We start from the raw sequence: 21,187 nt of genomic DNA, 5'->3' as shown, positions 1-21,187 counted from the left end.
ACGCCACCGAAAAGAAAAGGCCCGGCAATGCCGGGCCTTTTCATTGCTTCAACGCCATCCCGCCTTACGCGGTGAACAGCGCCTTCATCTTCTTCAGCGCGTTCGCTTCAACCTGACGGATGCGCTCGGCCGACACGCCGTACTCGTCGGCCAGTTCCTGCAGCGTCACCTTGCTGTCGGCGTCCAGCCAGCGGCGGCGGATGATGTCACGCGAACGCGCATCCAGTTCCGCCAGGCCTTCGCGCAGCAGCTGCATCTGGTTGTCTTCGCTGTCCTCGCGCTCGTAGGCCATCGACGGGTCTTCGTCATCGGCGACCAGGAACGCAGCCGGCGACGGCGGTGCGTGTTCGTTGTCCTCGTCGGTCGGCGCATCGAAACCGATATCGCGGCCGGACAGGCGCGACTCCATTTCCATGACCTCGCGCTCGGAAACGTTCAGGTCCTTGGCCACCGCGCTCACTTCCGCTGCGTTCATCCAGCCCAGGCGCGTCTTCGACTTGCGCAGGTTGAAGAACAGCTTGCGCTGCGCCTTGGTGGTGGCGACCTTCACGATGCGCCAGTTCTTCAGGATGAACTCGTGCATCTCGGCACGGATCCAGTGCACCGCGAAGGAAACCAGGCGCACGCCCATGTCCGGGTCGAAGCGCTTGACCGCCTTCATCAGGCCGATGTTGCCTTCCTGGATCAGGTCGCCCAGGGCGAGGCCGTAGCCGTTGTAGCCGCGGGCCACGTGCACCACGAAGCGCAGGTGCGAATGCACCAGCTCGCGGGCGGCGTCCAGATCGTTGCCATCGCGGAAGCGACGGGCCAGGTCCTGTTCGTCATCGACCGACAGCACCGGGATCTGGTGCACGGCACCGATGTAGGCGTCCAGCGAACCGAGCGCACTGGGAATCGGGAGATTGTTTGCCACAAGGGCAGTAGAGGTGTTCTGGCTCATAGGCACCCATCTTAGCAGTCCGGGATTTGGACTGCTAAAGGAGGAAAAAGTTCCAGCATCCTATTGATGCAACACTGGTCCCAAACAGAGCCCTACCGTAGCGCGATTTGATGACAGTGGCGAGCACGCTTTTCGGGATTCACAATCCCTTGGAATTCAAGCAATTACCTGCCATAAAGCGGCCGATTCCAGTCAAGCGGAGCTGAACGGGCCGTTCTGAAGGCCCATTCAGGCCCGGGGACGTTGCCCGGTGTTCAGGCCCAGCGGCCCGCCAACACTCAGAGTGCCGAGCGCGGCGGCAGCGTCCAGTCGATCGGGGCCTGGCCGTGGCGCTGCAGGTACTCGTTGGCCATCGAGAAATGACGACAGCCGAGGAAGCCCCGATGGGCCGACAGCGGCGACGGATGCGGCGACTTCAGCACGCGATGGCGGCGGGTGTCGATCACCTTGCCCTTCTGCTGCGCATAGGCACCCCAGAGCATGAACACCAGTCCTTCGCGCTCGCGGTTGAGCACATCCACCACGTGATCGGTGAAGCCTTCCCAGCCGCGGCCCTGGTGCGCGCCGGCCTTGCCCTCTTCCACCGTCAGCACGGCATTGAGCAGCAGCACGCCGCGCTGCGCCCACGGGATCAGGCAGCCGTGGTCCGGGCGCGGGATACCGAGATCGGTCTCGATCTCCTTGTAGATGTTCAGCAGCGACGGCGGCACCGGCACGCCGGGCGGTACCGAGAAACTCAGGCCATGGGCCTGGCCGCGCCCGTGGTACGGGTCCTGGCCGAGGATCACCACCTTCACCTGCTCGAACGGTGTGGCGTCGAACGCTGCGAAGATCTGCGGCCCGGGCGGGAACACCGCCGCACCGCTGGCCTTGCGCTGGCGCAGGAAGGCCGACAGCTCGCGCATCTGCGGCTGCAACAGGTACTCGCCGACGTGCTGCTTCCAGCTCGGTTCCAGCTGGATCGTCGGGGTGTCGGTTACTTCATCGATCATCGCAACAAGGGTCCATCATTCAATCGGGCCAGGCGCAGCTGGAACAGCACCTTGGTGACCAGCAGCCGCTCTTCGATCGGCTTCAGCACCAGGTCGTTGGCACCGGACTGCAGCAGCCCGGTCTGGTTGTGGGGGTTGCCGTCGCCGGTCATCACCAGCACGGGCAGGCGGCGCTTGCCGTAGCCGAAGTCCACCCGCACGCGCTGCACCACGTCGCGGCCGCTCAGCTCGCCCTTCAGGGTGACGTCGGTCAGCACCAGGTCGATGCGGTGGCGGCTGCGGCCCAGCGACTCGGCAGTGAGCAGGGTGAATGCCTCCTCGGCGCTGACCACGTGCAGCACGTTCAACTGCTGGCGTTCCAGCATGCGCTTGGTCGCCTCGGCCACCACGCGGCTGTCCTCGATGTAGAGGATGGTCGCGCCGGGAATGGTCTGCGGCTGTACATAGCCCCGGATGAAGGTCGCCAGCGCTTCATGGCCGAGCGCTTTGTCGAAATAGTCGGTGACGTACTCGGTGAAACGGCGCTGCTCCAGGTGCTGCTGGGCGTCGCCGGAGACCACGATCACCGGCACGTAGGCCTGGCCGGCCGCTTCGCGCACCATCCGCGCCAGCGCCAGGCCGTCGCCATCGCGCAGGGTCAGCGAGGTCGTCACCAGGTCCACCGGGCCCTGCGCCAGCGCCTGCTGCGCGTCTTCGATGCTGTCGCAGCCGATCACCTCCACGCCCGGCAGGTCGCGCTGCAGGACGTCGGCGATCAGCTTGCGGACCAGCTTCGAACCATCGACCACCATCACCCGCGTCGCGGGCCCTTCAAGGTGCTTCAGCGCTTGCGGTTGCATGCCGGTCTCAGGTGTCGGTCGGGCGGGTCTGGCGGAGGAAGTGGCCGGTGACCAGCCAGGCGCCCAGCCAGCCCAGCAGCAGCGTGCCGAGCAGGACCAGGCCACCGTGCAGCAGGTCCAGGCCGTGCAGCACGAACGGGCTGCCATAGCTGCGCGAGAGTTCGGCCAGCGGCACGCGCAGCGCGGCACCGGCCGCCCCGATCAGGCCCAGCGCCACCGCGCCGGCGCCCAGCCCGTACCACGCGCCCAGGTACAGGAAGGGACGACGGATGAAGCCATCGCTGGCGCCCAGCAGCTGCAGCACGCCGATCTCCTCGCGACGGGCCTGGATGTCCAGGCGCACCGTGTTGCCGACCACCAGCGCGGCACCCACGCCGAGCAGCACCGACAGCACCTGCACCAGCCGCGCGCCGAACGCCAGCCAGGCATCCAGGCGCTGGCGCCACAGCGCATCGTGCTGCACCAGGTCGGCCTCGGGCAGGCTTTCCAGCGCGCGCGCCAGACGTGCGTCGTCCTTGCCCTGGCCCGGGGTGATCACCAGCAGCGAGGGCAGCGGATTGTCGTTGAGCGCGTCGATCGCCTCACCGAGGCCGGCATCGCGCAGTTCCTGCAGGCCCTGCTCGGGCGTGCGCACGTTCACTTCGGCCACGTCGTCGCGGTCGCGCAGCTGGCCGGCCAAGCGCAGCGCGCCGGGTCCATCGACGTCGCCCTTCAGGAATACATTGATGTCGCGCGACTGCTGCACGCTGCCGGCGAACTGCTTGAGGTTGTCCAGCGCGATCGACAGGCCCAGCGGCAGGGCCAGCGCCAGCGCCATGACCATCACCGTGAGCAGGGTCGCCCACGGCTTGCGGCAGGCGCGGCCCAGGCTGAACACCACGCTGTGCACGTGGTGCTGGAACCAGACGCCCACGCGCGAGGGGGCGGTGGCTTCGCTGTTTTCGTTCTTCGCCATGGTTACTCCGCCAGGTCCTGCGGCGAGATGTCATCCACCAGCCGGCCGTGGTCGAGGATCAGCACGCGCTTGCGCATGCGGCGCAGCAGCGGCAGGTCGTGGCTGACCACCAGCACGCTGGTGCCCCGCGAGGGCAGCTCGGCGAACAGGGCCATGATCTCCGCCGCCAGGGTCGGGTCGAGGTTGCCGGTCGGCTCATCGGCCACCAGCAGCTTGGGCTCGCCGACGATCGCGCGGGCGATGCCGACGCGCTGCTGTTCGCCGGCCGACAGCTGGGACGGCAACGCCTTCTCGCGATGGCCCAGGCCCATCCGTTCGAGTACCGAGCGCACGCGCTTGCTGATGTCACCACGGCGGGTGCCGCGCAGGATCAGCGGCAGCGCGACGTTCTCGGCGATCGAGCGGTCCATCAGCAGCCGGTGGTCCTGGTAGACCGCCCCGACCGCGCGTCGGTGGCGGGGCACGTCGCCACCGCGGACCTTCAGCAGGTTGCGCTCGTCGAACACCACCGCGCCGCGGCTCGGCCGCTCGTCGAGATGGATCAACTTGAGCAGGGTGCTCTTGCCCGCACCGGAATGGCCGGTGACGAACAGCATCTCGCCTGGCGCAACCTCGAAGCTGACATCGGTCAGCGCCTCGTGGCCACCGGCGTACTGTTTGCTGACATTGTCGAAGCGCAGGACACTCATGCCCCGATTATGCAGGAGCGGCGCGACGTCGTGGAGACGGTCACACGATCGGTAGTGCCGGCCGCTGGCCGGCAACCCACATGGCTGCCGGCCAGCGGCCGGCACTACCGTTCAAAGCCACCCGACCAGCGGTCGGGTGCTACCCGCTGATCGGCAGCGCCGATCAGCTGCCCGACAGCATCCGGCGGATCTTGCGGCCGATGCGGGTCAGGAACGAGTCACCGGTGTCGGCGGCCGTGCGCACCGGCTTGGCCACCACCTGCACCGGGGTCACCGGGCTGGCGCCGTTGCCGGCGTTGGCCTGTACACCCTCGGCACCCTCGACCGGACGGCCGTGGCGACGGCGACGGCGCTTGCGCGGCTTGTGTTCGCCATCCACGGCGCCTTCCGGTGCGCCTTCGGCGCGCGGCGGGCGCGGCGGGCGCGGCGGACGCGGGGCCGGAGCGGCGGCGCCTTCAGCACCGGCGACCGGGGCGGCAGCGCCCTGCTCGCCTTCCACGCGCGGCTTGCGCGGGCCGCGCGAACGGCGTTCGCCGCTGCGCTCACCGTCGCGACCACCGCGCCCCCCGCCACTGCCGGAACGGCCGCCGTTGCGGCCACCGCCACGACGCTCTTCCTCGGCGGCGCGGGCTTCGCGCGCTTCGCGGAAGATCTGGCCGACGCTTTCGTTGTCGTCGCCTTCCTCGCCCGCCGCCGGGGCCGGACGTTCCGGGCGCGGCAGCGGCGTCATCAGTTCCTTGGTGACCGGTTCGGACGGAATCTTCTGCTCGATGTAGGCCTCGATGTCCGGCAGGCCCATGGCGTAGCGTTCGCAGGCGAAGCTGATCGCATCACCCTCTTCGCCCAGGCGCGCGGTGCGGCCGATGCGGTGCACGTAGTCTTCGGCGTCGAACGGCAGGTCGTAGTTGTAGACGTACTTGATGCCGTCGATGTGCAGGCCGCGCGCAGCCACGTCGGTAGCCACCAGGATTTCCAGCTGGCCCTTCTGGAAGCGGTTGAGCAGGCTCTCACGCTTCTTCTGCGGCACGTCGCCGGACAGCACGCCGACACGGTAGCCGGCCTTTTCCAGCGAACGGGCGACGCGCTCGACGAACACCTTGGTATTGACGAACACCATGGTGCGCGCGCCTTCGCTGCGCGACAGCAGGCCCAGCAGCAGCGGGATCTTCTCGTCGTCGGCCGGGAAGTAGATGCGCTGGCGGACGCGGGCAGCGGTGATGGTCTCGGCTTCGACCACCAGCTTCTGCGGCTCGTTCATGTGCTCGTAGGCCAGCTCCAGCACGCGATGGCTGAGGGTGGCGCTGAACAGCAGGGTCTGGCGGATGGTGCGTTCCGGCATGCGGCGCAGCAGGAAGCGGATGTCCTTGATGAAGCCCAGATCGAACATGCGGTCGGCTTCGTCCAGCACGCAGATCTCGCAAGCGTGCAGCGACACCACCTTGTGCTGCTTGACGTAGTCGATCAGGCGGCCCGGGGTGGCGATGATCACGTCCACGCCCTGCTGCAGCAGCTCGCGCTGCTTGTCGTAATCCACGCCGCCGTAGACCAGCGCGAAACGCAGGCCCAGGTCGGAACCGAACTTCACCGCATCCTTGTGGATCTGGATGGCCAGTTCGCGGGTCGGGGCGAGGATCAGCGCGCGCGGGTCTTCCGGCTTGCGATCGGCCAGCGCCGGGCGGGTCAGCAGGCGGTTCACGACAGCGACCAGGAAGGCCAGGGTCTTGCCGGTGCCGGTCTGCGCCTGGCCGGCGACATCACCACCGGGCAGCGCGACCGGCAATGTCAGCGCCTGGATCGGGGTGCAGCGGGTGAATCCGGCTCCTTCAAGGCCGGCCTGCAGGGCCGGATGCAGCTCGAAGGAGGAGAAGGTCAAATCGGTCAGCGGTTTGTCGCTCATGAGTCCGTCTTGGTATGGCCGCCGGCCCGTGGGGCGGCTGGCACTTCATCGTCTAGGGGCACCGTCGCAAACTGCGGCCCCTGCGGCGGGTTGGCAGGCTGGGACCACCGGTCCGCGCGCCGCACAATGCCCCAGTTTAACGCACTCGGGCGGGCAAACCGGAATGGACGGTCTCACGACACCAGGAGACGCACGGCCTTCACCCAGCCACACCGGACTTGAACGGCCCGGCCCGGGCCGCTGGTGTCGTTCACTGCCAGCCCCATCTACAGGAGGACAGTGAAATCCGACACATACCGGGCATCGAAGCGATCACGATACGCTGGGTTCCAGCTGGCGCCTGTCCCTGCCCTGCGATAGGGGTACACTGCCGGCCGTGAGCGTCCAGGCATCCCGCCGAACGCACCGCGGCGGTCCGCCGCGAGGCAACGACGAGGGTCGCGCCACCGGGCATGGCCCAGTTCACCCACCTCCGGCATCGCCGGGTGCAATCCAAGACGAGAAACCAAGATGAGCGACAAGGTTGTACACGTCGGCGATGCCGACTTTGATAGCGCAGTGCTGAATTCCAAGGAACCGGTGCTGGTCGATTTCTGGGCCGAATGGTGTGGCCCGTGCAAGATGATCGCCCCGGCGCTGGACGAACTGGCCGATGCCTACCAGGGCCGCGCCAAGATCGCCAAGGTCAATGTCGACCACAACCGCGCGCTGGCCGCCAAGTACCACGTGCGTTCGATTCCGTACCTGGTCGTGTTCAAGGACGGCGAGAAGGTCGGCGAGCAGATCGGTGCGGTGGGCAAGGCCCAGCTGGCCGGCCTGCTGGACAAGGCCCTGGCCTGATCCTGCCGGTTCCCGGCAGCCGCCGAGCGCGGCTGCCGGCGGGCGCCCCGCGCCCATGATGAATGCTGTTCCCGGCGACCCTTGCATGGCGCCGCGGGCCGATGATAGTGTCGGCATATCCGGCCGCGTTCGCGTGCCGCACCCTCTGGACGCAGTTCCTTCCAGACCCATTCCCAACGTTCGCCGCCCCAGCCGGGCGCTCGCACCTTCAAGCGAGGAATAACGCTCTTGTCCGATAACACTTCCGAAACCGGCAGCGCCGATGCGCCCGCCGAAAAGCGCGTGCGCAAGCCCCGCGTGAGCAAGGCCGCCGCCCCGGCAGCCGCCGAAACCAGCGCCGCTCCGGCGCAGCCGACCCTGCCGCTGGCCGCCGCGCCCGAAGCGCCGGCCCCGGCTGCAGCTCCCGCGCCGAGCGCGCCCGCCGCCGAGGCCCCTGCCAGCAGTGGCGGTGGCGAAGGCAGCGAGGGTCGCGAATCCGGCCAGCCGCGCCAGCAGAACCACCAGGGGGGCGGCCAGAACCAGGGCCAGAACCCGTACAACCAGAACGGTCAGCAGGGTCAGCAGGGCCAGGGGCAGGGCAACCGCCGCGACCGCTTCCGCAACCGCCGCGACCGTGACCGCAACAACCGCTTCCGCGACGATGGCCTGCCCAACGATGGCGGCGAGCAGCAGCCGTTCGTGCCGCGCCCGCATGCCAACGTGCCCGAGGGCTTCCCGGTCTACTCGCTGAGCGACCTCAAGCGCATGCCGGCGCAGAAGCTGCTGGAAATCGCCGAGCAGCTGCAGATCTCCGAAGGCGTGGCCCGTGCCCGCAAGCAGGACGTGATCTTCGCGCTGCTGAAGGTGCTGACCCGCCACGGCGACGGCGTCGCCGCCGACGGCGTGCTGGAAATCCTGCCGGACGGCTTCGGCTTCCTGCGCGCGGCCGAGGCCAGCTACCTGGCCGGCCCGGACGACACCTATATCTCGCCCAGCCAGATCCGCCGCTTCAACCTGCGCACCGGCGACCACATCTCCGGCCGCATCCGCTTCCCGAAGGACGGCGAGCGCTACTTCGCGCTGAACATCGTCGACACCATCAACGGCGAGCCGATCGAAGCGTCGAAGAACAAGGTGCTGTTCGAGAACCTGACCGCGCTGTTCCCGCGCCGCCGCTTCACCCTGGAGCGTGGCAACGGTTCGTCGGAAGACATCACCGGCCGCATCCTCGATCTGATGGCACCGCAGGGCAAGGGCCAGCGCTCGCTGATCGTGTCGCAGCCGAAGGCCGGCAAGACCATGATGATGCAGCAGGTCGCCACCGCCATCACCACCAACCATCCGGACGTGCACCTGATCGTGCTGCTGATCGACGAGCGCCCGGAAGAAGTGACCGAAATGCAGCGCACCGTGCGCGGCGAGGTCATCAGCTCGACCTTCGACGAGCCGGCCGCGCGCCACGTGCAGGTGGCCGAAATGGTCATCGAGCGCGCCAAGCGCCTGGTCGAGCACAAGAAGGACGTGGTGATCCTGCTCGACTCGATCACCCGCCTGGCCCGCGCCTACAACAACGTGGTGCCGAGCTCGGGCAAGGTGCTGACCGGTGGCGTGGACGCCAACGCCCTGCATCGCCCGAAGCGCTTCTTCGGTGCCGCGCGCAACGTAGAGGAAGGCGGCAGCCTGACCATCATCGCCACCGCGCTGGTCGATACCGGCTCGAAGATGGACGAGGTGATCTACGAAGAGTTCAAGGGCACCGGCAACAGCGAAGTGCACCTGAGCCGCCGCATCGCTGAAAAGCGCGTGTTCCCGGCCATCGACATCAACCGTTCCGGCACCCGCCGCGAAGACCTGCTGATCGAACCAGAACTGCTGCAGAAGATCTGGATCCTGCGCAAGCTGCTGCATCCGATGGATGAAATGGCCGCGATGGAGTTCCTGCTCGACAAGATGAAGAACACCAAGTCCAACGACGAGTTCTTCGGTTCGATGAAGCGCTGAGTCCCGGCACTGCGTCGGAAGAAACCTGCCGCTCGCTGCGGCAGGTTTTTTTTTGTCTGCAGGGCGACCCACTTCACTTTGCCGGCGCCGACTTTTGGCGATAATTCGACCACTACCCTGCCCGGCCCCGCGGGCAGGGCCACCGATTCCCGCTGTCGCCCCTTCCGGAGAACCGGTCGGGTCCAGCCTCCTGCCGGATCCGCCGACGCATGCGCACGCTGTCCCCCCGCCTCAACCTGGGCAAGCTGATCCTCGCCCTGGCCCTGCTCAGCGCCATCATCGCGCTGGCCAACACCCTGCTGGCCAGCTACCGGGTGCAGCGCGACCAGCTGGTCGGCAATACCCTGGAAGCCAACCGTGTCTATGCCACCAAGCTGGCCGAGACCACCCAGAACTTCCTGTTGGCCGCGCAGCAGGAGCTGGCCTACGCCGCTACCCGGCTGGGCCAGGGCGATCTGGACCCGGCACAGGCGCAGGATGAAGCCAGCCGACTGCAGCTGCAGACCAACAGCTTCAATTCCTCGCTGGTCGTGGATGCGGATGGGCTGGTGATCGCCACCTCGCCGCAGACCCTGCAGCTGCAGGGCGAGGTGCTGCACAGTGTCGGCAACAACGCCGCGCTGGCGGCACGCCAGCCGATGATCAGCGACCCGTACCAGTCGACCACCGGCAAGCTGCTGGTGTCACTGTCGCACCCGATCTTCGACCGCCAGGGTCGCTACCGCGGCTACGTCAGCGGCACCCTGTACCTGCGCCAGCGCAGCGCGCTGCATACGCTGCTGGGCAAGCACTATTACCGCGATGGCTCCTACCTGTACGTGGTCGATCGCCATGGCCGCCTGCTGTATCACGCCGACGGCAAGCGGGTCGGCGACTACGTGGTCGGCAACCCGGCGGTGAAGGCGGTGGTGCGCGGTGAACGCGGCGCCCAGCAGGTGCGCAACAACCTGGGCGTGTCGATGCTGGCCGGCTATGCGCCGGTGCCGGCCACCGGCTGGGGCATCATCGCCCAGCGCCCGACCGAGGCCACGTTGCAGCCGTTGTCGCGGTTGATGACCGCGGTGATCTGGAACGCGATTCCGCTCGGCCTGCTGTCGCTGCTGGTGACCTGGTGGTTCGCGCGCCGCATTTCGATGCCGCTGTGGCAGCTGGCGCGCAACGTGCAGGGCGGCGAGGACACCGGCAATGCGATCAACCATGTCAGCGGCATCCGTGCGTGGTACTTCGAGGTCGCCCAGCTCAAGCAGGCGGTACTGCACAGTTTCAATGCGCTGCAGGACCGCATCGGCACGCTCAACCGCGCCAGCCGCACCGATCCGCTGACCGGCCTGCTCAATCGCCGCGGCCTGCAGCAGGCACTGGAGGCATTGCAGGTGCAGGGCATTCCGTTCGCGATCCTGGCGCTGGACATCGATCGCTTCAAATCGATCAACGACAGCCATGGCCACGACGTCGGCGACGCGGCCATCGTCCATATTGCCGACCAGATGCGCCGCTACTCGCGCGACAGCGACTTCCTCTGCCGCGCCGGTGGCGAGGAATTCCTGCTGCTGTTGCCGGGCATCAGTACCGACTCGGCGCGCCAGGCCGGCGAGCGCCTGCGCCAGCACATCGCCGATCATCCGTTCGAACCGGTCGGGACCATCACCGTGTCACTGGGCGTGGCCCACTTCCCCAGCTTCCATGTCGATGCCGAACAAGCGCTGCGGCTGGCTGACAAGGCGCTTTACATGGCCAAGGAACAGGGCCGCAACCGGGTAGTGGTCTACCCGTACGCGGACTGAGAAGCGGCCGGCCAGGCCGACCGCTTCACGCACGCCGGGCTCAGCGCTGGGCCAGCGGCGTCAGCAGGCGCAGGCCGCGCTGGGTGCCATCGACCATGTACACGCCGCCGGCCGGCAACAGATCACTGCCCGCCTGCTCGGCGGCATCCGGCTTGCGCCACGGTGCGTCCTGGCGCGGGCCGGGAATGAAGACACGCCAGCGGCCGTAGCGTTCCGGCTGGGCGTTGCCGTTGCTGCCGGTGTTGCCGTTCAGGGCGAAGTTCACCGGCACGCGCACGGTCCAGAAGTCCCGCGTACTGTCCTCGCCGGTGGTCGGCGGGACGAAGGTCCACTTGCGTGCGCTGCTGATGCTGGCCTTGGCGAGCTGGTCGCGCATCTTGGCCATGATCCGCTCCGGCGCGACCATGGTCATGTTCACCTGTTCGGCAATGACGTCGGCCACGGTCCCGTCGCGGGCCACCTTGACCAGCAGCAGCACGTCACCCTGACCGCCAATGCGGTAGACATCCTCGGGGTAGCGCGGTGGCGGCAGGCTCTTCCGGGTCACCGAATCGGTAGCCTTCGGATCATATTCACTGAAGTCGACACTGGTCATGCTGATCTGGTAATTGCCGTCCTCCTGCTCCTTGCCCCGCAGGCGCACCCGCAACGGGGCGTGGGCGGCCACCGGCTTGCCGTCCTGCAGCGTCGGCTCGAACTGCCAGCCGCGGATGGCACCTTCCACGAACGACACGATGCCTGGTGCCAGCATGGCCCGCTGGTCCAGGACCAGCGTGCGGACCGAACCATCGGCCGCCACCTCGATGCTGCCCGACAGCACCATGCTCATCTCGGCAGTGGCGCGCACCGCGCGCGCGTTCTGGGCCACGGCGTCGGCCGGCAGCAGGGGAGCACCGGCGGCGAACGCCAGGGCCAGGGCAAGGAACAAGGGGGAGCGCATCATTGCCGGATCCATGGTGATGAAGTGAACCCTGAGCGTACCGCAGTCCGAGCGGGACCGGCAGGCGGTCCACCGCTGGCGGTCCACGCCACGCCGTTCAGGCCAGGCGATGGGCCGCCGCGTAGGGCGGCGTATCCGGATAGTCACCGTCGGCGAAGCGCGCCTGCAGGCCCTGCCACCAAGCGGGGTCGAACAGGTGCCGGTAGTGCTCCCGCACGGCCGCCAGTTCGCCGGCAGGCAGGCCCATGAACGGGCCGAAGCGCTCCGGGAACACATCGCGTGGACCGACATGGAACCAGGGCTCGTCGGCCATGGCGTCCTCCGGCGTACGTGGCTGCGGCCAGGCGCGGAACACGCAGTCGCTGACCAGGCACAACTCGTCATAGTCGTAGAACACGGCCCGGCCATGCCGGGATACGCCGAAGTTCTTCGGCAGCATGTCGCCGGGGAAGATGTTGTTGCGCGCCATGTCGGTGATCGCCTGCGCATAGTCGAGTACCGCCGCGCGCACGGCCTCGCCGCCCTGCTCGCGCAGGTACAGGTTCAATGGCCGGAAGCGGCGCTGTACGTAGCACAGTGCCACTTCCACCTCGTCGCCATCCACGCGCACGCTCTGCGCGCACTGCTGCAGCAGCTCTTCCAGCAAGGCCGGTGCGAAACGGTCACGCGGGAAGCGCAGGTGGCGATACGGCTGCGCATCGAGCAGGCGGCCGACGCGGTCGAGGTTGAACACCAGCGCGTACTTCTCTTCCACCTGCTGCCGCGACATCGCCTTGGGCCAGGCGAAGCGGTCGCGGATCAGCTTGAACACCAGCGGATAGCTGGGCAGGGTGAACACCGCCATGACCATGCCCGGCGTGCCCTCGGCATGCACCAGCCGCTCCTGCGGGTGCTCGTTGAAGTGGCGGAAGAAGGTGCGGTAACGCTCGGTCTTGCCCTGCTTGGCACGGCCCAGCACCGTGTAGAGTTCATCGATCGGCTTGCCCGGCAGCAGGCTGCGCAGGAATACCACCGCATCGCCCACCGTTGCGAGGTTGGCCTGGAAGTAGCTGCGCGAGACGCCGAACAGGTGGGCAACGTCGCGACGCCGGGTCAGCACTGCATCGGCACGCAGGCCACGCTCATCGTTGACCAGTGCGATCACGCACGGCGAGAAGCGATGTTCGCCGAACACCCGGCCGACCAGGTAGGCGCGGCGCTCCCGGTAGAACACGGTGTCGAGCAGCTCGATGCTGCGCACCGGCGTATCGCCCCAGTGCGCCAGATCGTCCTGCAGGCGCACGGCGATGGCCGCCGCGCAGCGCAGCTGGTGCGCATACGGAATGTCGAAACGGTAGTCGGCCAGCACGCGCTGCAGGGCCTCCACCGGCCGCGTCGGCGAGACGGCATAGGTATGCCGGGCGACCGGATGGGTGATCGCGTCGGATGGCTCGACATCGAAGGCGATGAACTCCAGCGCCGGATCCACGCCACGGATGGAAAACAGGCGCCGCGACAACGTGTTGTAGAAGGTCTTGTACAGTTCGGCGTCGATCAGTCCCCGCAGCAGTGCGCTGTACTGCGCATGCACCTGCAGCCACAGCGCGCGCTCGCCGATCACGTCGCCGGCGAGGCGGCGCAGTGCATCCATCTGCTCGGCGATGCACAGGTCATACAACGCGATGCGCTCGACCGCATCCTGGCGCGCGCCCGCCCAGTCACGCTGCTCGAAGCGCTGCCGTGCACGGGCGGTGATCGCCGCGAAGCGGGCATGGTACTGCTCGAAACCATCGCGGATGGCGCCGGCGATGCGCGGCGCCAGCTCGGCAGCGATGTCAGGCTCGGACATGCAGGGCTCACCCGGAAGGACCGGCTTCACCATACGCGGGCGTGTGCAATGGCGTCGAGTGCGAAGGTAGTGCCGGCCGCTGGCCGGCAGCACCTGGACCGTCGATGGATCGATGCAGACGCCGGCCAGCGGCCGGCACTACCGGCTCAGATCGCCAGTTCGGCCTCCACGTCCTGCACCTTGCGCCGGGCCAATGCCAGGTTGGACTTGGTACGGTCCAGCACGATGTAGAAGAACAGGCCCTTCTTCTTCGCCACCGGGCGCATGATGTGGTACGCCTTGCCCAGCGAGATCAGGATGTCTTCGATGCTGTCGTTGAGGTTCAGCGACGCGGCGGTCTTCATCTTGGCCCGGATCACTTCGGTGTTGCCGGCGGCAGCCACTTCCATATCCATGCCGGCACCGGCCTCGCCCAGCAGCATGCCGCTTTCGTAGTCGACCAGCGCCACGGCCTGCGCGCCGTCGATACCCATCAGTGCGTTCAACGATTCATTCAATCCAGCCACGTCGCACCCCTTGTCGAAGTTGGTTCGAGCCCCTCGTTCCCCTGCGGCCGGGCTCACGATCCGCCGAGTTCGGCCAGGATCGCCTGGCCACATTCCCTGCTCTGCCACAGCACCTGCCCGATCACGCTGCGCTGGTCGCAGGCCGCCATCAGCAGCAACGGCGCGCGCCCATCAGCCTGGATCGCCAGCATCAGCACCTTGCCGCCCAAGGCTTCCAGCATCAGCGTCTGCAGATCACCCAGCACCAGTTCGCGCCCGACCGCCGCGGCCAGCGCCAGCATCGCGCTGGTCATCGCGGCCAGCCGTTCACCGCGCCCGTCGGCTCCGGCGCTGACCAGGGCGAAGCCATCAACGCTGGCCAGGACCACGGTCCGTACCCCTTCGACCCGCTGCTGCAGGTCCTGCAGCAGGGGTTGCAGGCGCTCACGCTGGCCGGCGTCGGGCAATACCGCCATCTGCCCGTCAGCCATGCGCAGCCACCAGTGCGTGCGCTTCCATTTCGCTCATCAGTACGTCCATCAGCAGCAGTCCCTGTTCCCGGTCACGGGCATCGATGGCCAGCAGCGGCAGTGGCTGGTCGTCCAGGCAGGCTCGGCTGGCCCAGTCATCCAGTGCCGCCTGCGGCGCCTGGTCCAGGTGGGTGACCGCCACCACCAGTGCCAGTGACGATGCAAACGGCTGCAGCACCTGCAGGTAGTCCTCCAGCTCTCTGGCCAGGCCTGCGCGGCGCGCGTCCAGCAGCAGCACCGCGCCGCGCGCGCCCTGCAGCAGGATCGGCCACAGGAAGTCGAAGCGCTGCTGGCCGGGCGTTCCGTACAGCCGCAGGCGCTCGCCGTTGGGAAGGTCGATGTCTGCGTAGTCCAGCGCGACGGTGGTGGAGGCCTTGTCGGCACCGAGGCGGTCACTGTTGGCCACGTCGGTATCGATCACTGCGCCCGCAGCGATGCTGCGCACCAGGGTCGACTTGCCGCTGCCCATGCCGCCCAGCACGACCACCTTGTGCTCACGCATTGCGCTCGCTCCCGCGCAGGTGCCGCCACAGCCGGGCAAGCAATCCACTGTCGGCGCGGCTGCCGTCGGTGGCCATCGTCGGCGTCGCCGGGGCGGCCTGCAGCTGCGCGTAACCGCACAGATAGGCGGCATGGATGAAGTCGCGCACCGCCGCCGCCGGCAGTTCCAGCAGCATCGCGCACTCTTCAACCGTGCACGCACGCTTGAGCAGCAGCGAGCACAGGCGGAAACCATCGTGGTCGTGTCCCAGCACGCGGAAATCCGGCCAGCGCAGCAGCTTCACCGAGGCACCGCGCAGGCGTTCATCCAGTGCCTGCCAATGGCGGCTGCGCTGCGCCCATTGCCACAACAGCGGCCGCAGCGGCTGGCGGGGCCGGTCACCGGCCAGCGCCTGCAGGCGCGCAGGGGTCAGCGCATCCATCTGCAGGCGCTCGAACGCATCGGCCAGGCGCTCCACCAGCGCACTCGCCGGTTCCTGCAACAGCGCCGCCTGGTCGTGCTCCAGATCCATCAGCAGCAAAGGCTCGCCTGCATCGCTCAACAATGCCTGCCCTTGCCTCAAAGGCAGCCGCTCGCGCAGCAGGCGGGTGATGGCGTGCGCACCATCGGCCAGACGGATCGGTGCAGGTGCGTGCATGGCCTGGGGCTCCGCTGCCAATTGCATGCGGCGCAGCGCGCGGCCGATGGCACCGTCGTCGAGTACGTCCTGGTGTCCGTCACCGTCACGCAGCTGGCCGCCGATATCCTCGATCCAGCACTGCAGGCGCGGACGCTGCTGGCGCATGCGCTGCGCCGCGTTGCGCAACGCCGGGGTATCGCGGATGACCAGCAGGTCGCAGTCGTCCAGGTCCTGGCTGCGGCGGATCTGGCCATCCGGCAGTGCCGAGGCCACGCGCAGCCGTTGCAGCAGCGCCTGCTCGCCCTGGATGTCGGTTCCCACTACCAGCACGCGTGCCATCCGTGTTCCCCGAGTGACCACCTCCCCGGTGGTCTCGCGTCGCCAAGGCTAGGCCATTGCCGACGAAGGCCGTCGTGATCGACTGCTCAGATTGAGTGGGGTTGCAGCGGCGTGCTGATCGGTTCTGCGACGGCCATCGCGGGCAAGTTTCATGCCCCTTTGACGGCCTTCCGACGACCAACGGATGTCACGGTTTTATCGCCTGGGGTCAGATCCCTTTGCAGGGCAAAGGGATCTGACCCCCAAAGCCCAAAAAAGAAACCCGCGCCGAAGCGCGGGGTTCCAGTGTCACCACCGAACGACGATGGATCAGCCGCGCAACTGCTCCAGCGCGGCATTGAAGGTCGCGCTCGGGCGCATCGCCTTGCTGGCCTTGGCCACGTCCGGACGGTAGTAGCCGCCGATGTCCACGGCTTTGCCCTGCACCGCGATCAGCTCTTCGACGATCTTCTGCTCGTTGTCGGTCAGCGCCTTGGCCAACGGGGCGAAGCGCGCCTTCAGGGCGGCGTCTTCGTCCTGCGCGGCCAGGGCCTGGGCCCAGTACAGCGCGATGTAGAAGTGGCTGCCACGGTTGTCGATGCCGCCGAGCTTGCGCGACGGCGACTTGTCGTTGTCCAGGAACTGGCCGTTGGCTTCGTCCAGCGCCTTGGCCAGCACACGGGCGGCGGCGTTGTCGTAGCGGTTGCCCAGGTGCTCCAGCGACGCGGCCAGGGCCAGGAATTCACCCAGCGAATCCCAGCGCAGGTAGTCTTCCTCGACGAACTGCTGCACGTGCTTCGGGGCCGAACCACCGGCGCCGGTCTCGAACAGGCCGCCACCGGCCATCAGCGGCACGATCGACAGCATCTTGGCGCTGGTGCCCAGCTCCATGATCGGGAACAGGTCGGTCAGGTAGTCACGCAGCACGTTGCCGGTCACCGAGATGGTGTCCTCGCCCTTGCGGATGCGGTCCAGCGAGAACGCGGTGGCTTCCACCGGCGGCAGGATGCGGATGTCCAGACCAGCAGTGTCGTGGTCCTTGAGGTACTGCTCGACCTTGGCGATGACCTGCGCGTCGTGGGCACGGGCGGCATCCAGCCAGAACACGGCCGGGGTGCTGCTCAGGCGGGCGCGCTCGACGGCCAGCTTCACCCAGTCCTGGATCGGCGCGTCCTTGGTCTGGCACATGCGCCAGATGTCACCGGCTTCGACGGCATGCTCGAACACCACGGTGCCAGCATCGTCGGTGACCTTGACCACGCCGTCGGCGGTGATCTGGAAGGTCTTGTCGTGCGAGCCGTACTCTTCGGCCTTCTGCGCCATCAGGCCGACATTCGGCACCGAACCCATGGTGGCCGGATCGAAGGCACCGTGCGCCTTGCAGTCGTCGATGACGGCCTGGTACACGCCGGCGTAGCAGCGGTCCGGAATGACGGCCTTGGTGTCCTGCAGCTTGCCTTCGGCATTCCACATCTTGCCGGAGTCGCGGATCATCGCCGGCATCGAGGCGTCGACGATGACGTCGCTCGGCACGTGCAGGTTGGTGATGCCCTTGTCCGAGTTGACCATGGCCAGCGCCGGGCGCTGCGCGTACTCGGCCTTCAGATCGGCTTCGATGGCGGCGCGGGTAGCCTCCGGCAGCGAAGGCAGGCGTGCGACCAGGTCACCGATGCCGTTGTTGGCATCGAAGCCGGCCTGCTTGATGGCGTCGGCGTGCTTGGCCAGCACATCCTTGTAGAACTCTTCGACGACCACGCCGAACATGATCGGGTCGGAGACCTTCATCATGGTCGCCTTCAGGTGCAGCGAGAACAGCACGCCCTGGGCCTTGGCATCGGCAATCTGCTCGCCGATGAACGCGGCCAGTGCCTTGCGGCTCATCACAGCGGCGTCGACGATCTCGCCGGCCTTGACCGCCGTCTTTTCCTTCAGCACGACGGTGCTGCCGTCGTTGCCGTGGAAGGTGATCTTCAGCGAACCGGCGTTGGCCAGGGTGGCCGACTTCTCGCTGCCGTAGAAATCACCGGCGGCCATGTGCGCGACGTGCGACTTCGAATCGGCCGACCAGGCGCCCATGCGGTGCGGGTGCTTGCGCGCGTAGTTCTTCACCGACAGCGGTGCGCGGCGGTCGGAGTTGCCTTCGCGCAGCACCGGATTCACCGCGCTGCCCTTGACCTTGTCGTAGCGCGCCTTGTAGTCGCGCTGCTGGTCGTCGGCCGGGGTTTCCGGGTAGTCCGGCAGCGGATAGCCCTGGTCCTGCAGTTCCTTGATGGCCGCCTTCAGCTGCGGCACCGAGGCGGAGATGTTCGGCAGCTTGATGATGTTGGCGTCCGGGGTGGTCGCCAGCTGGCCCAGCTCGGCCAGGTCGTCACTGACCTTCTGCGCGTCGGCCAGCAGTTCCGGGAACTGCGACAGGATGCGGCCGGACAGCGAGATGTCACGGGTTTCCACCACGATGCCGGCAGTGGCGGTATAGGCGTCAACGATCGGCAGCAGCGACTGGGTGGCCAGGAACGGGGCTTCGTCGGTCAGCGTGTAGAGAATCTTGGACATGGGGGACTTGGACTCTGTAGCAGTGCTCAGGGGAAGGCCGGCGCCAGCGCCGGGCCACGTGCAACCGTGTCGCGCGCGGGGCCGGGCCCCACGCTTCCCCCGTCGCCGTCAGGATGGGCGCGCGGCGGGGAAACCCCTGCATTGTCGCGTTTTCAGCCGCGCGGGGCAAAGCCGCGCCATACGCGGCGGTACTGCAACGCAGTGATTCATCGGCTCGGGCTTGCGCCGCCGCATGACATTCCCGGTAGATCCACGCCATGCGCGGGTGAGGCCTGGGCTCGGCGCAATAAAAAAGGACGCAGCCTCGCGGCTGCGTCCATCGTGAGCCCTGCCGGGAGAGAGTCGGCAGGACTTACTTGACCTCGAACTCCTGCGGCGTTCCGGCCGCCTTGCCATCGACCATGACCTCGGCGCGGTACTTGCCGACCGGCCAGCCCTTTGCATTCTTGAACGTGACGTTGGTGGTTTCAGCGCCGCTGGTGTTCAGCGCCGCGTTCTGCTCGCCGGCCACCTGACCATCCTGGAACGTCAGCTTGGCACCGACGTTGACGTTGTTGGCGGCGCCATCAGTCTTGACCGAGACGATGATGTCGTCCTTCGGCGAGAACAGTGCCGCCGGTGCAACCGACTTGTCTGCGGCTGCAGTCTTGCCAACGGTGACGGCCGATACGCTGACCGCAGCGGCTTCGGCCATCGGCGGCGGCGCGCCGGTCATCGGGGCCGGCGCTGCCGGCTCGGCCGGAGCAGTGGCCGCCGGGGCGGCGGTGCTGTCGGTCGACTCTTCCTTCTTCTTGCAGCCGACCAGGGCAACGCTGCCCAGCAGTGCGGCGATCAGGGCGGTCTGGAGCGGGGTGGTCTTGATCATTCGGGGTTCCTCCCAGGGATTGTCGGACGGCGGTCGATCGCCGGCTTACTTCGGCGGCAGTTTCAGGGTCTGGCCCGGGAAGATCTTGTCCGGGTCATCAAGCACATCGCGGTTGGCTTCGAAGATCTTCTTCCAGGCATTGGCGTCGCCCAGATGCTGCTTGGCGATCTTCGACAGCGAGTCCCCCTTCTGCACGGTGTAGGTGCCGCCACTGACAACGTCGGCGGTACTGTCCACCGAGGCGCTGACGCCGGAAAAGTCCGCCTTCGGTGCCTGTTCGGCGGTACTGTCGACGCTGCTGCTGACGCCGGAGAAATCGGCTTTCTTCTCGGTACTCATCCACAACTCCCGTCTGCATGACTACGTGGCTCGCACGGTGCCATGGCGGTTGTTAAATGGGGATGGTGCAGATGTGAAGCCGCCCCCGGGGGCGGCTGAACAATCGGGGGAATGGACGCCCGGTAGTGCCGGCCGCTGGCCGGCTGTGCCAGGGGAATCGGGCCCGGGCCGATTGCCGGCCCGCGGCCGGCACCACCCGTAACCGCCTGCGAACGATGGTAGTGCCGGCCGCTGGCCGGTGCTCGCCGGGCCTGGCCCGGCGCAACGAGCAGCCGCCTGCGGCGGTTACTGCCGCAGCTCGCGGTAGGTCGCGGCCGGGGCGGTGATGCCCGGGCTGGCACGCCAGGGATTGATGTCCAGGCCACCGCGGCGGGTGTAGCGGGCCTCCACTTCCAGCCAGTGCGGCTGGCAGCGCGCGGACACCTCGCTGAAGATCCGCTCGACGCACTGCTCGTGGAACTCGGCGTGCTCGCGATAGCTGACCAGATAGCGCAGCAGGCCGGCGCGGTCGATCTTCGGCCCACGGTAACGCAGGCTGACCGTGGCCCAGTCCGGCTGGCCGGTGACCGGGCAGTTGGACTTCAGCAGCGCCGAAACCAGGGTCTCCTCCACCACCTCGCCCGCATCGGCGGCAAGGAAGTCGGCCTGCGGCGGGCCGTAGCAGTCGATCTCCACGTCCAGCCCGTCGATGGATTCACCGAGCGGCGTCTCACGCAGGCCCGGCAGGCCGAACTCGACCTGGACCGGCGCACCGGCACAGGCCGACAGATCCGCCACGATGCGCGAGCGCAGCGCCTCGGCGCTGTCGATGCGGGTGCTGTTGAGGGAGTTCAGGTACAGCTTGAACGACTTCGACTCGATCAACCGCGGCGAGGTGCAGGGCACCTGGACGGTGGCCACGGCCACCTGCGGCTTGCCGCGCGGGTCGAGCCAGCTCAGTTCGAACGCATGCCAGCGGTCGTGGCCGACGAACGGCAGCGCGGCATCATCGAGGCCGATCTCGGCACGGGCGCCGCTGCGCGGGATGGGAAACAGCAGGCCGGGGTCGTACTGCGACGGGTAACTGACCTCGCGACCGAGGCTGGAATCCTGGGGGGTGTTCATGGGGGCCATTGTATCGCGCGAGGGCGGGCCTTCGGCCGGGCCAGCCAACGGCGGAGCCCCTCCGTGGTGGTTGTGTTGGATGGTCGCGAAAGGCGGTCTATCGGCTTGGCCGGGTGGGCAGGCGGGCCGGGGGACGCCGTAAATCCATCCCTGGGGGCTTGGCCGCGACATCCATGCCGCGGACACCC

19 protein-coding genes are annotated in these 21,187 nt (G+C 67.7%); 3 read left to right on the top strand and 16 right to left on the bottom strand.

The annotated features are described in order from the left end of the window. Positions 1 to 64: 64 nt before the first annotated feature. The 6 genes from rpoH to rhlB all read right to left on the bottom strand — a co-directional run bounded on the left by rpoH (position 65) and on the right by rhlB (position 6,312). Positions 65 to 940 carry an RNA polymerase sigma factor RpoH gene (rpoH, locus tag LRM18_RS08155; protein ID WP_005411269.1) on the bottom strand — a complete coding sequence of 292 codons (876 nt, stop codon included), beginning with the start codon at positions 938 to 940 and terminating at the stop codon, positions 65 to 67. A 278-nt stretch (positions 941 to 1,218) separates the two neighbouring features. Beyond that, complete coding sequence (ung, locus tag LRM18_RS08150; protein ID WP_270953388.1) at positions 1,219 to 1,932, bottom strand: uracil-DNA glycosylase; 714 nt, start codon at positions 1,930 to 1,932, stop codon at positions 1,219 to 1,221. After that, positions 1,929 to 2,771, bottom strand: coding sequence for a response regulator (locus LRM18_RS08145; RefSeq protein ID WP_049424094.1), 843 nt, complete (start codon positions 2,769 to 2,771; stop codon positions 1,929 to 1,931). Before LRM18_RS08145 ends, ung begins: the two co-directional genes overlap by 4 nt. Before the next feature lie 7 nt (positions 2,772 to 2,778). Continuing rightward, positions 2,779 to 3,726, bottom strand: coding sequence for a permease-like cell division protein FtsX (gene ftsX / locus LRM18_RS08140; protein ID WP_154331275.1), 948 nt, complete (start codon positions 3,724 to 3,726; stop codon positions 2,779 to 2,781). A 2-nt stretch (positions 3,727 to 3,728) separates the two neighbouring features. Continuing rightward, positions 3,729 to 4,415 (bottom strand): cell division ATP-binding protein FtsE, encoded by a 687-nt coding sequence (gene ftsE / locus LRM18_RS08135; RefSeq protein ID WP_049424090.1) that lies wholly within the window; start codon positions 4,413 to 4,415, stop codon positions 3,729 to 3,731. Positions 4,416 to 4,578: 163 nt separating this feature from the next. Next, positions 4,579 to 6,312, bottom strand: coding sequence for an ATP-dependent RNA helicase RhlB (rhlB, locus tag LRM18_RS08130; protein WP_270953382.1), 1,734 nt, complete (start codon positions 6,310 to 6,312; stop codon positions 4,579 to 4,581). Between the two features lie 510 nt (positions 6,313 to 6,822). Between rhlB and trxA the strand changes: the two genes are divergently transcribed. The 3 genes from trxA (at position 6,823) to LRM18_RS08115 (ending at position 10,916) form a co-directional block, all read left to right on the top strand. Further along, positions 6,823 to 7,152: a thioredoxin gene (gene trxA / locus LRM18_RS08125; protein ID WP_005411275.1), complete on the top strand. Its 330-nt coding sequence runs from the start codon at positions 6,823 to 6,825 to the stop codon at positions 7,150 to 7,152. Positions 7,153 to 7,380: 228 nt separating this feature from the next. After that, on the top strand, positions 7,381 to 9,132 hold the full coding sequence (gene rho / locus LRM18_RS08120; protein ID WP_057495071.1) for a transcription termination factor Rho: 1,752 nt from the start codon (positions 7,381 to 7,383) through the stop codon (positions 9,130 to 9,132). Between the two features lie 209 nt (positions 9,133 to 9,341). Further along, positions 9,342 to 10,916 (top strand): sensor domain-containing diguanylate cyclase, encoded by a 1,575-nt coding sequence (locus LRM18_RS08115; RefSeq protein WP_049467603.1) that lies wholly within the window; start codon positions 9,342 to 9,344, stop codon positions 10,914 to 10,916. 40 nt (positions 10,917 to 10,956) lie between these two features. Here the strand turns inward: LRM18_RS08115 and LRM18_RS08110 are convergent, their stop codons facing one another. From LRM18_RS08110 to queF, 10 genes are all read right to left on the bottom strand, one after another. Further along, positions 10,957 to 11,859 carry a hypothetical protein gene (locus LRM18_RS08110; protein ID WP_057495072.1) on the bottom strand — a complete coding sequence of 301 codons (903 nt, stop codon included), beginning with the start codon at positions 11,857 to 11,859 and terminating at the stop codon, positions 10,957 to 10,959. A gap of 94 nt (positions 11,860 to 11,953) precedes the next feature. Further along, positions 11,954 to 13,684: a bifunctional isocitrate dehydrogenase kinase/phosphatase gene (aceK, locus tag LRM18_RS08105; RefSeq protein WP_270953359.1), complete on the bottom strand. Its 1,731-nt coding sequence runs from the start codon at positions 13,682 to 13,684 to the stop codon at positions 11,954 to 11,956. Between the two features lie 146 nt (positions 13,685 to 13,830). After that, positions 13,831 to 14,190 carry a hypothetical protein gene (locus LRM18_RS08100; protein WP_005419760.1) on the bottom strand — a complete coding sequence of 120 codons (360 nt, stop codon included), beginning with the start codon at positions 14,188 to 14,190 and terminating at the stop codon, positions 13,831 to 13,833. A gap of 53 nt (positions 14,191 to 14,243) precedes the next feature. Next, positions 14,244 to 14,660 (bottom strand): roadblock/LC7 domain-containing protein, encoded by a 417-nt coding sequence (locus tag LRM18_RS08095; protein ID WP_049467600.1) that lies wholly within the window; start codon positions 14,658 to 14,660, stop codon positions 14,244 to 14,246. Further along, positions 14,653 to 15,201, bottom strand: coding sequence for an ATP/GTP-binding protein (locus LRM18_RS08090; protein ID WP_270953350.1), 549 nt, complete (start codon positions 15,199 to 15,201; stop codon positions 14,653 to 14,655). The genes LRM18_RS08095 and LRM18_RS08090 overlap by 8 nt, the downstream gene beginning before the upstream one ends. Further along, a complete protein-coding gene (locus LRM18_RS08085) occupies positions 15,194 to 16,159 on the bottom strand; it encodes a hypothetical protein (protein ID WP_270953348.1) in 966 nt (321 codons plus the stop codon). Before LRM18_RS08085 ends, LRM18_RS08090 begins: the two co-directional genes overlap by 8 nt. A 309-nt stretch (positions 16,160 to 16,468) precedes the next feature. Next, positions 16,469 to 18,691, bottom strand: a complete 2,223-nt coding sequence (locus LRM18_RS08080; RefSeq protein ID WP_049467594.1) for an NADP-dependent isocitrate dehydrogenase — start codon at positions 18,689 to 18,691, stop codon at positions 16,469 to 16,471. A 352-nt stretch (positions 18,692 to 19,043) separates the two neighbouring features. After that, positions 19,044 to 19,556: a hypothetical protein gene (locus LRM18_RS08075; RefSeq protein ID WP_049467593.1), complete on the bottom strand. Its 513-nt coding sequence runs from the start codon at positions 19,554 to 19,556 to the stop codon at positions 19,044 to 19,046. Positions 19,557 to 19,601: 45 nt separating this feature from the next. After that, positions 19,602 to 19,895: a LysM peptidoglycan-binding domain-containing protein gene (locus LRM18_RS08070; protein ID WP_049410686.1), complete on the bottom strand. Its 294-nt coding sequence runs from the start codon at positions 19,893 to 19,895 to the stop codon at positions 19,602 to 19,604. Positions 19,896 to 20,180: 285 nt separating this feature from the next. Further along, complete coding sequence (gene queF, locus LRM18_RS08065) at positions 20,181 to 20,999, bottom strand: NADPH-dependent 7-cyano-7-deazaguanine reductase QueF (RefSeq protein WP_049467591.1); 819 nt, start codon at positions 20,997 to 20,999, stop codon at positions 20,181 to 20,183. Between the last annotated feature and the right edge of the window lie 188 nt (positions 21,000 to 21,187).

The organism is Stenotrophomonas sp. PI_27, assembly GCF_027854495.1.
Classification (GTDB): domain Bacteria; phylum Pseudomonadota; class Gammaproteobacteria; order Xanthomonadales; family Xanthomonadaceae; genus Stenotrophomonas; species Stenotrophomonas pavanii.
This window is presented reverse-complemented; position numbering and strand designations above follow the sequence as displayed.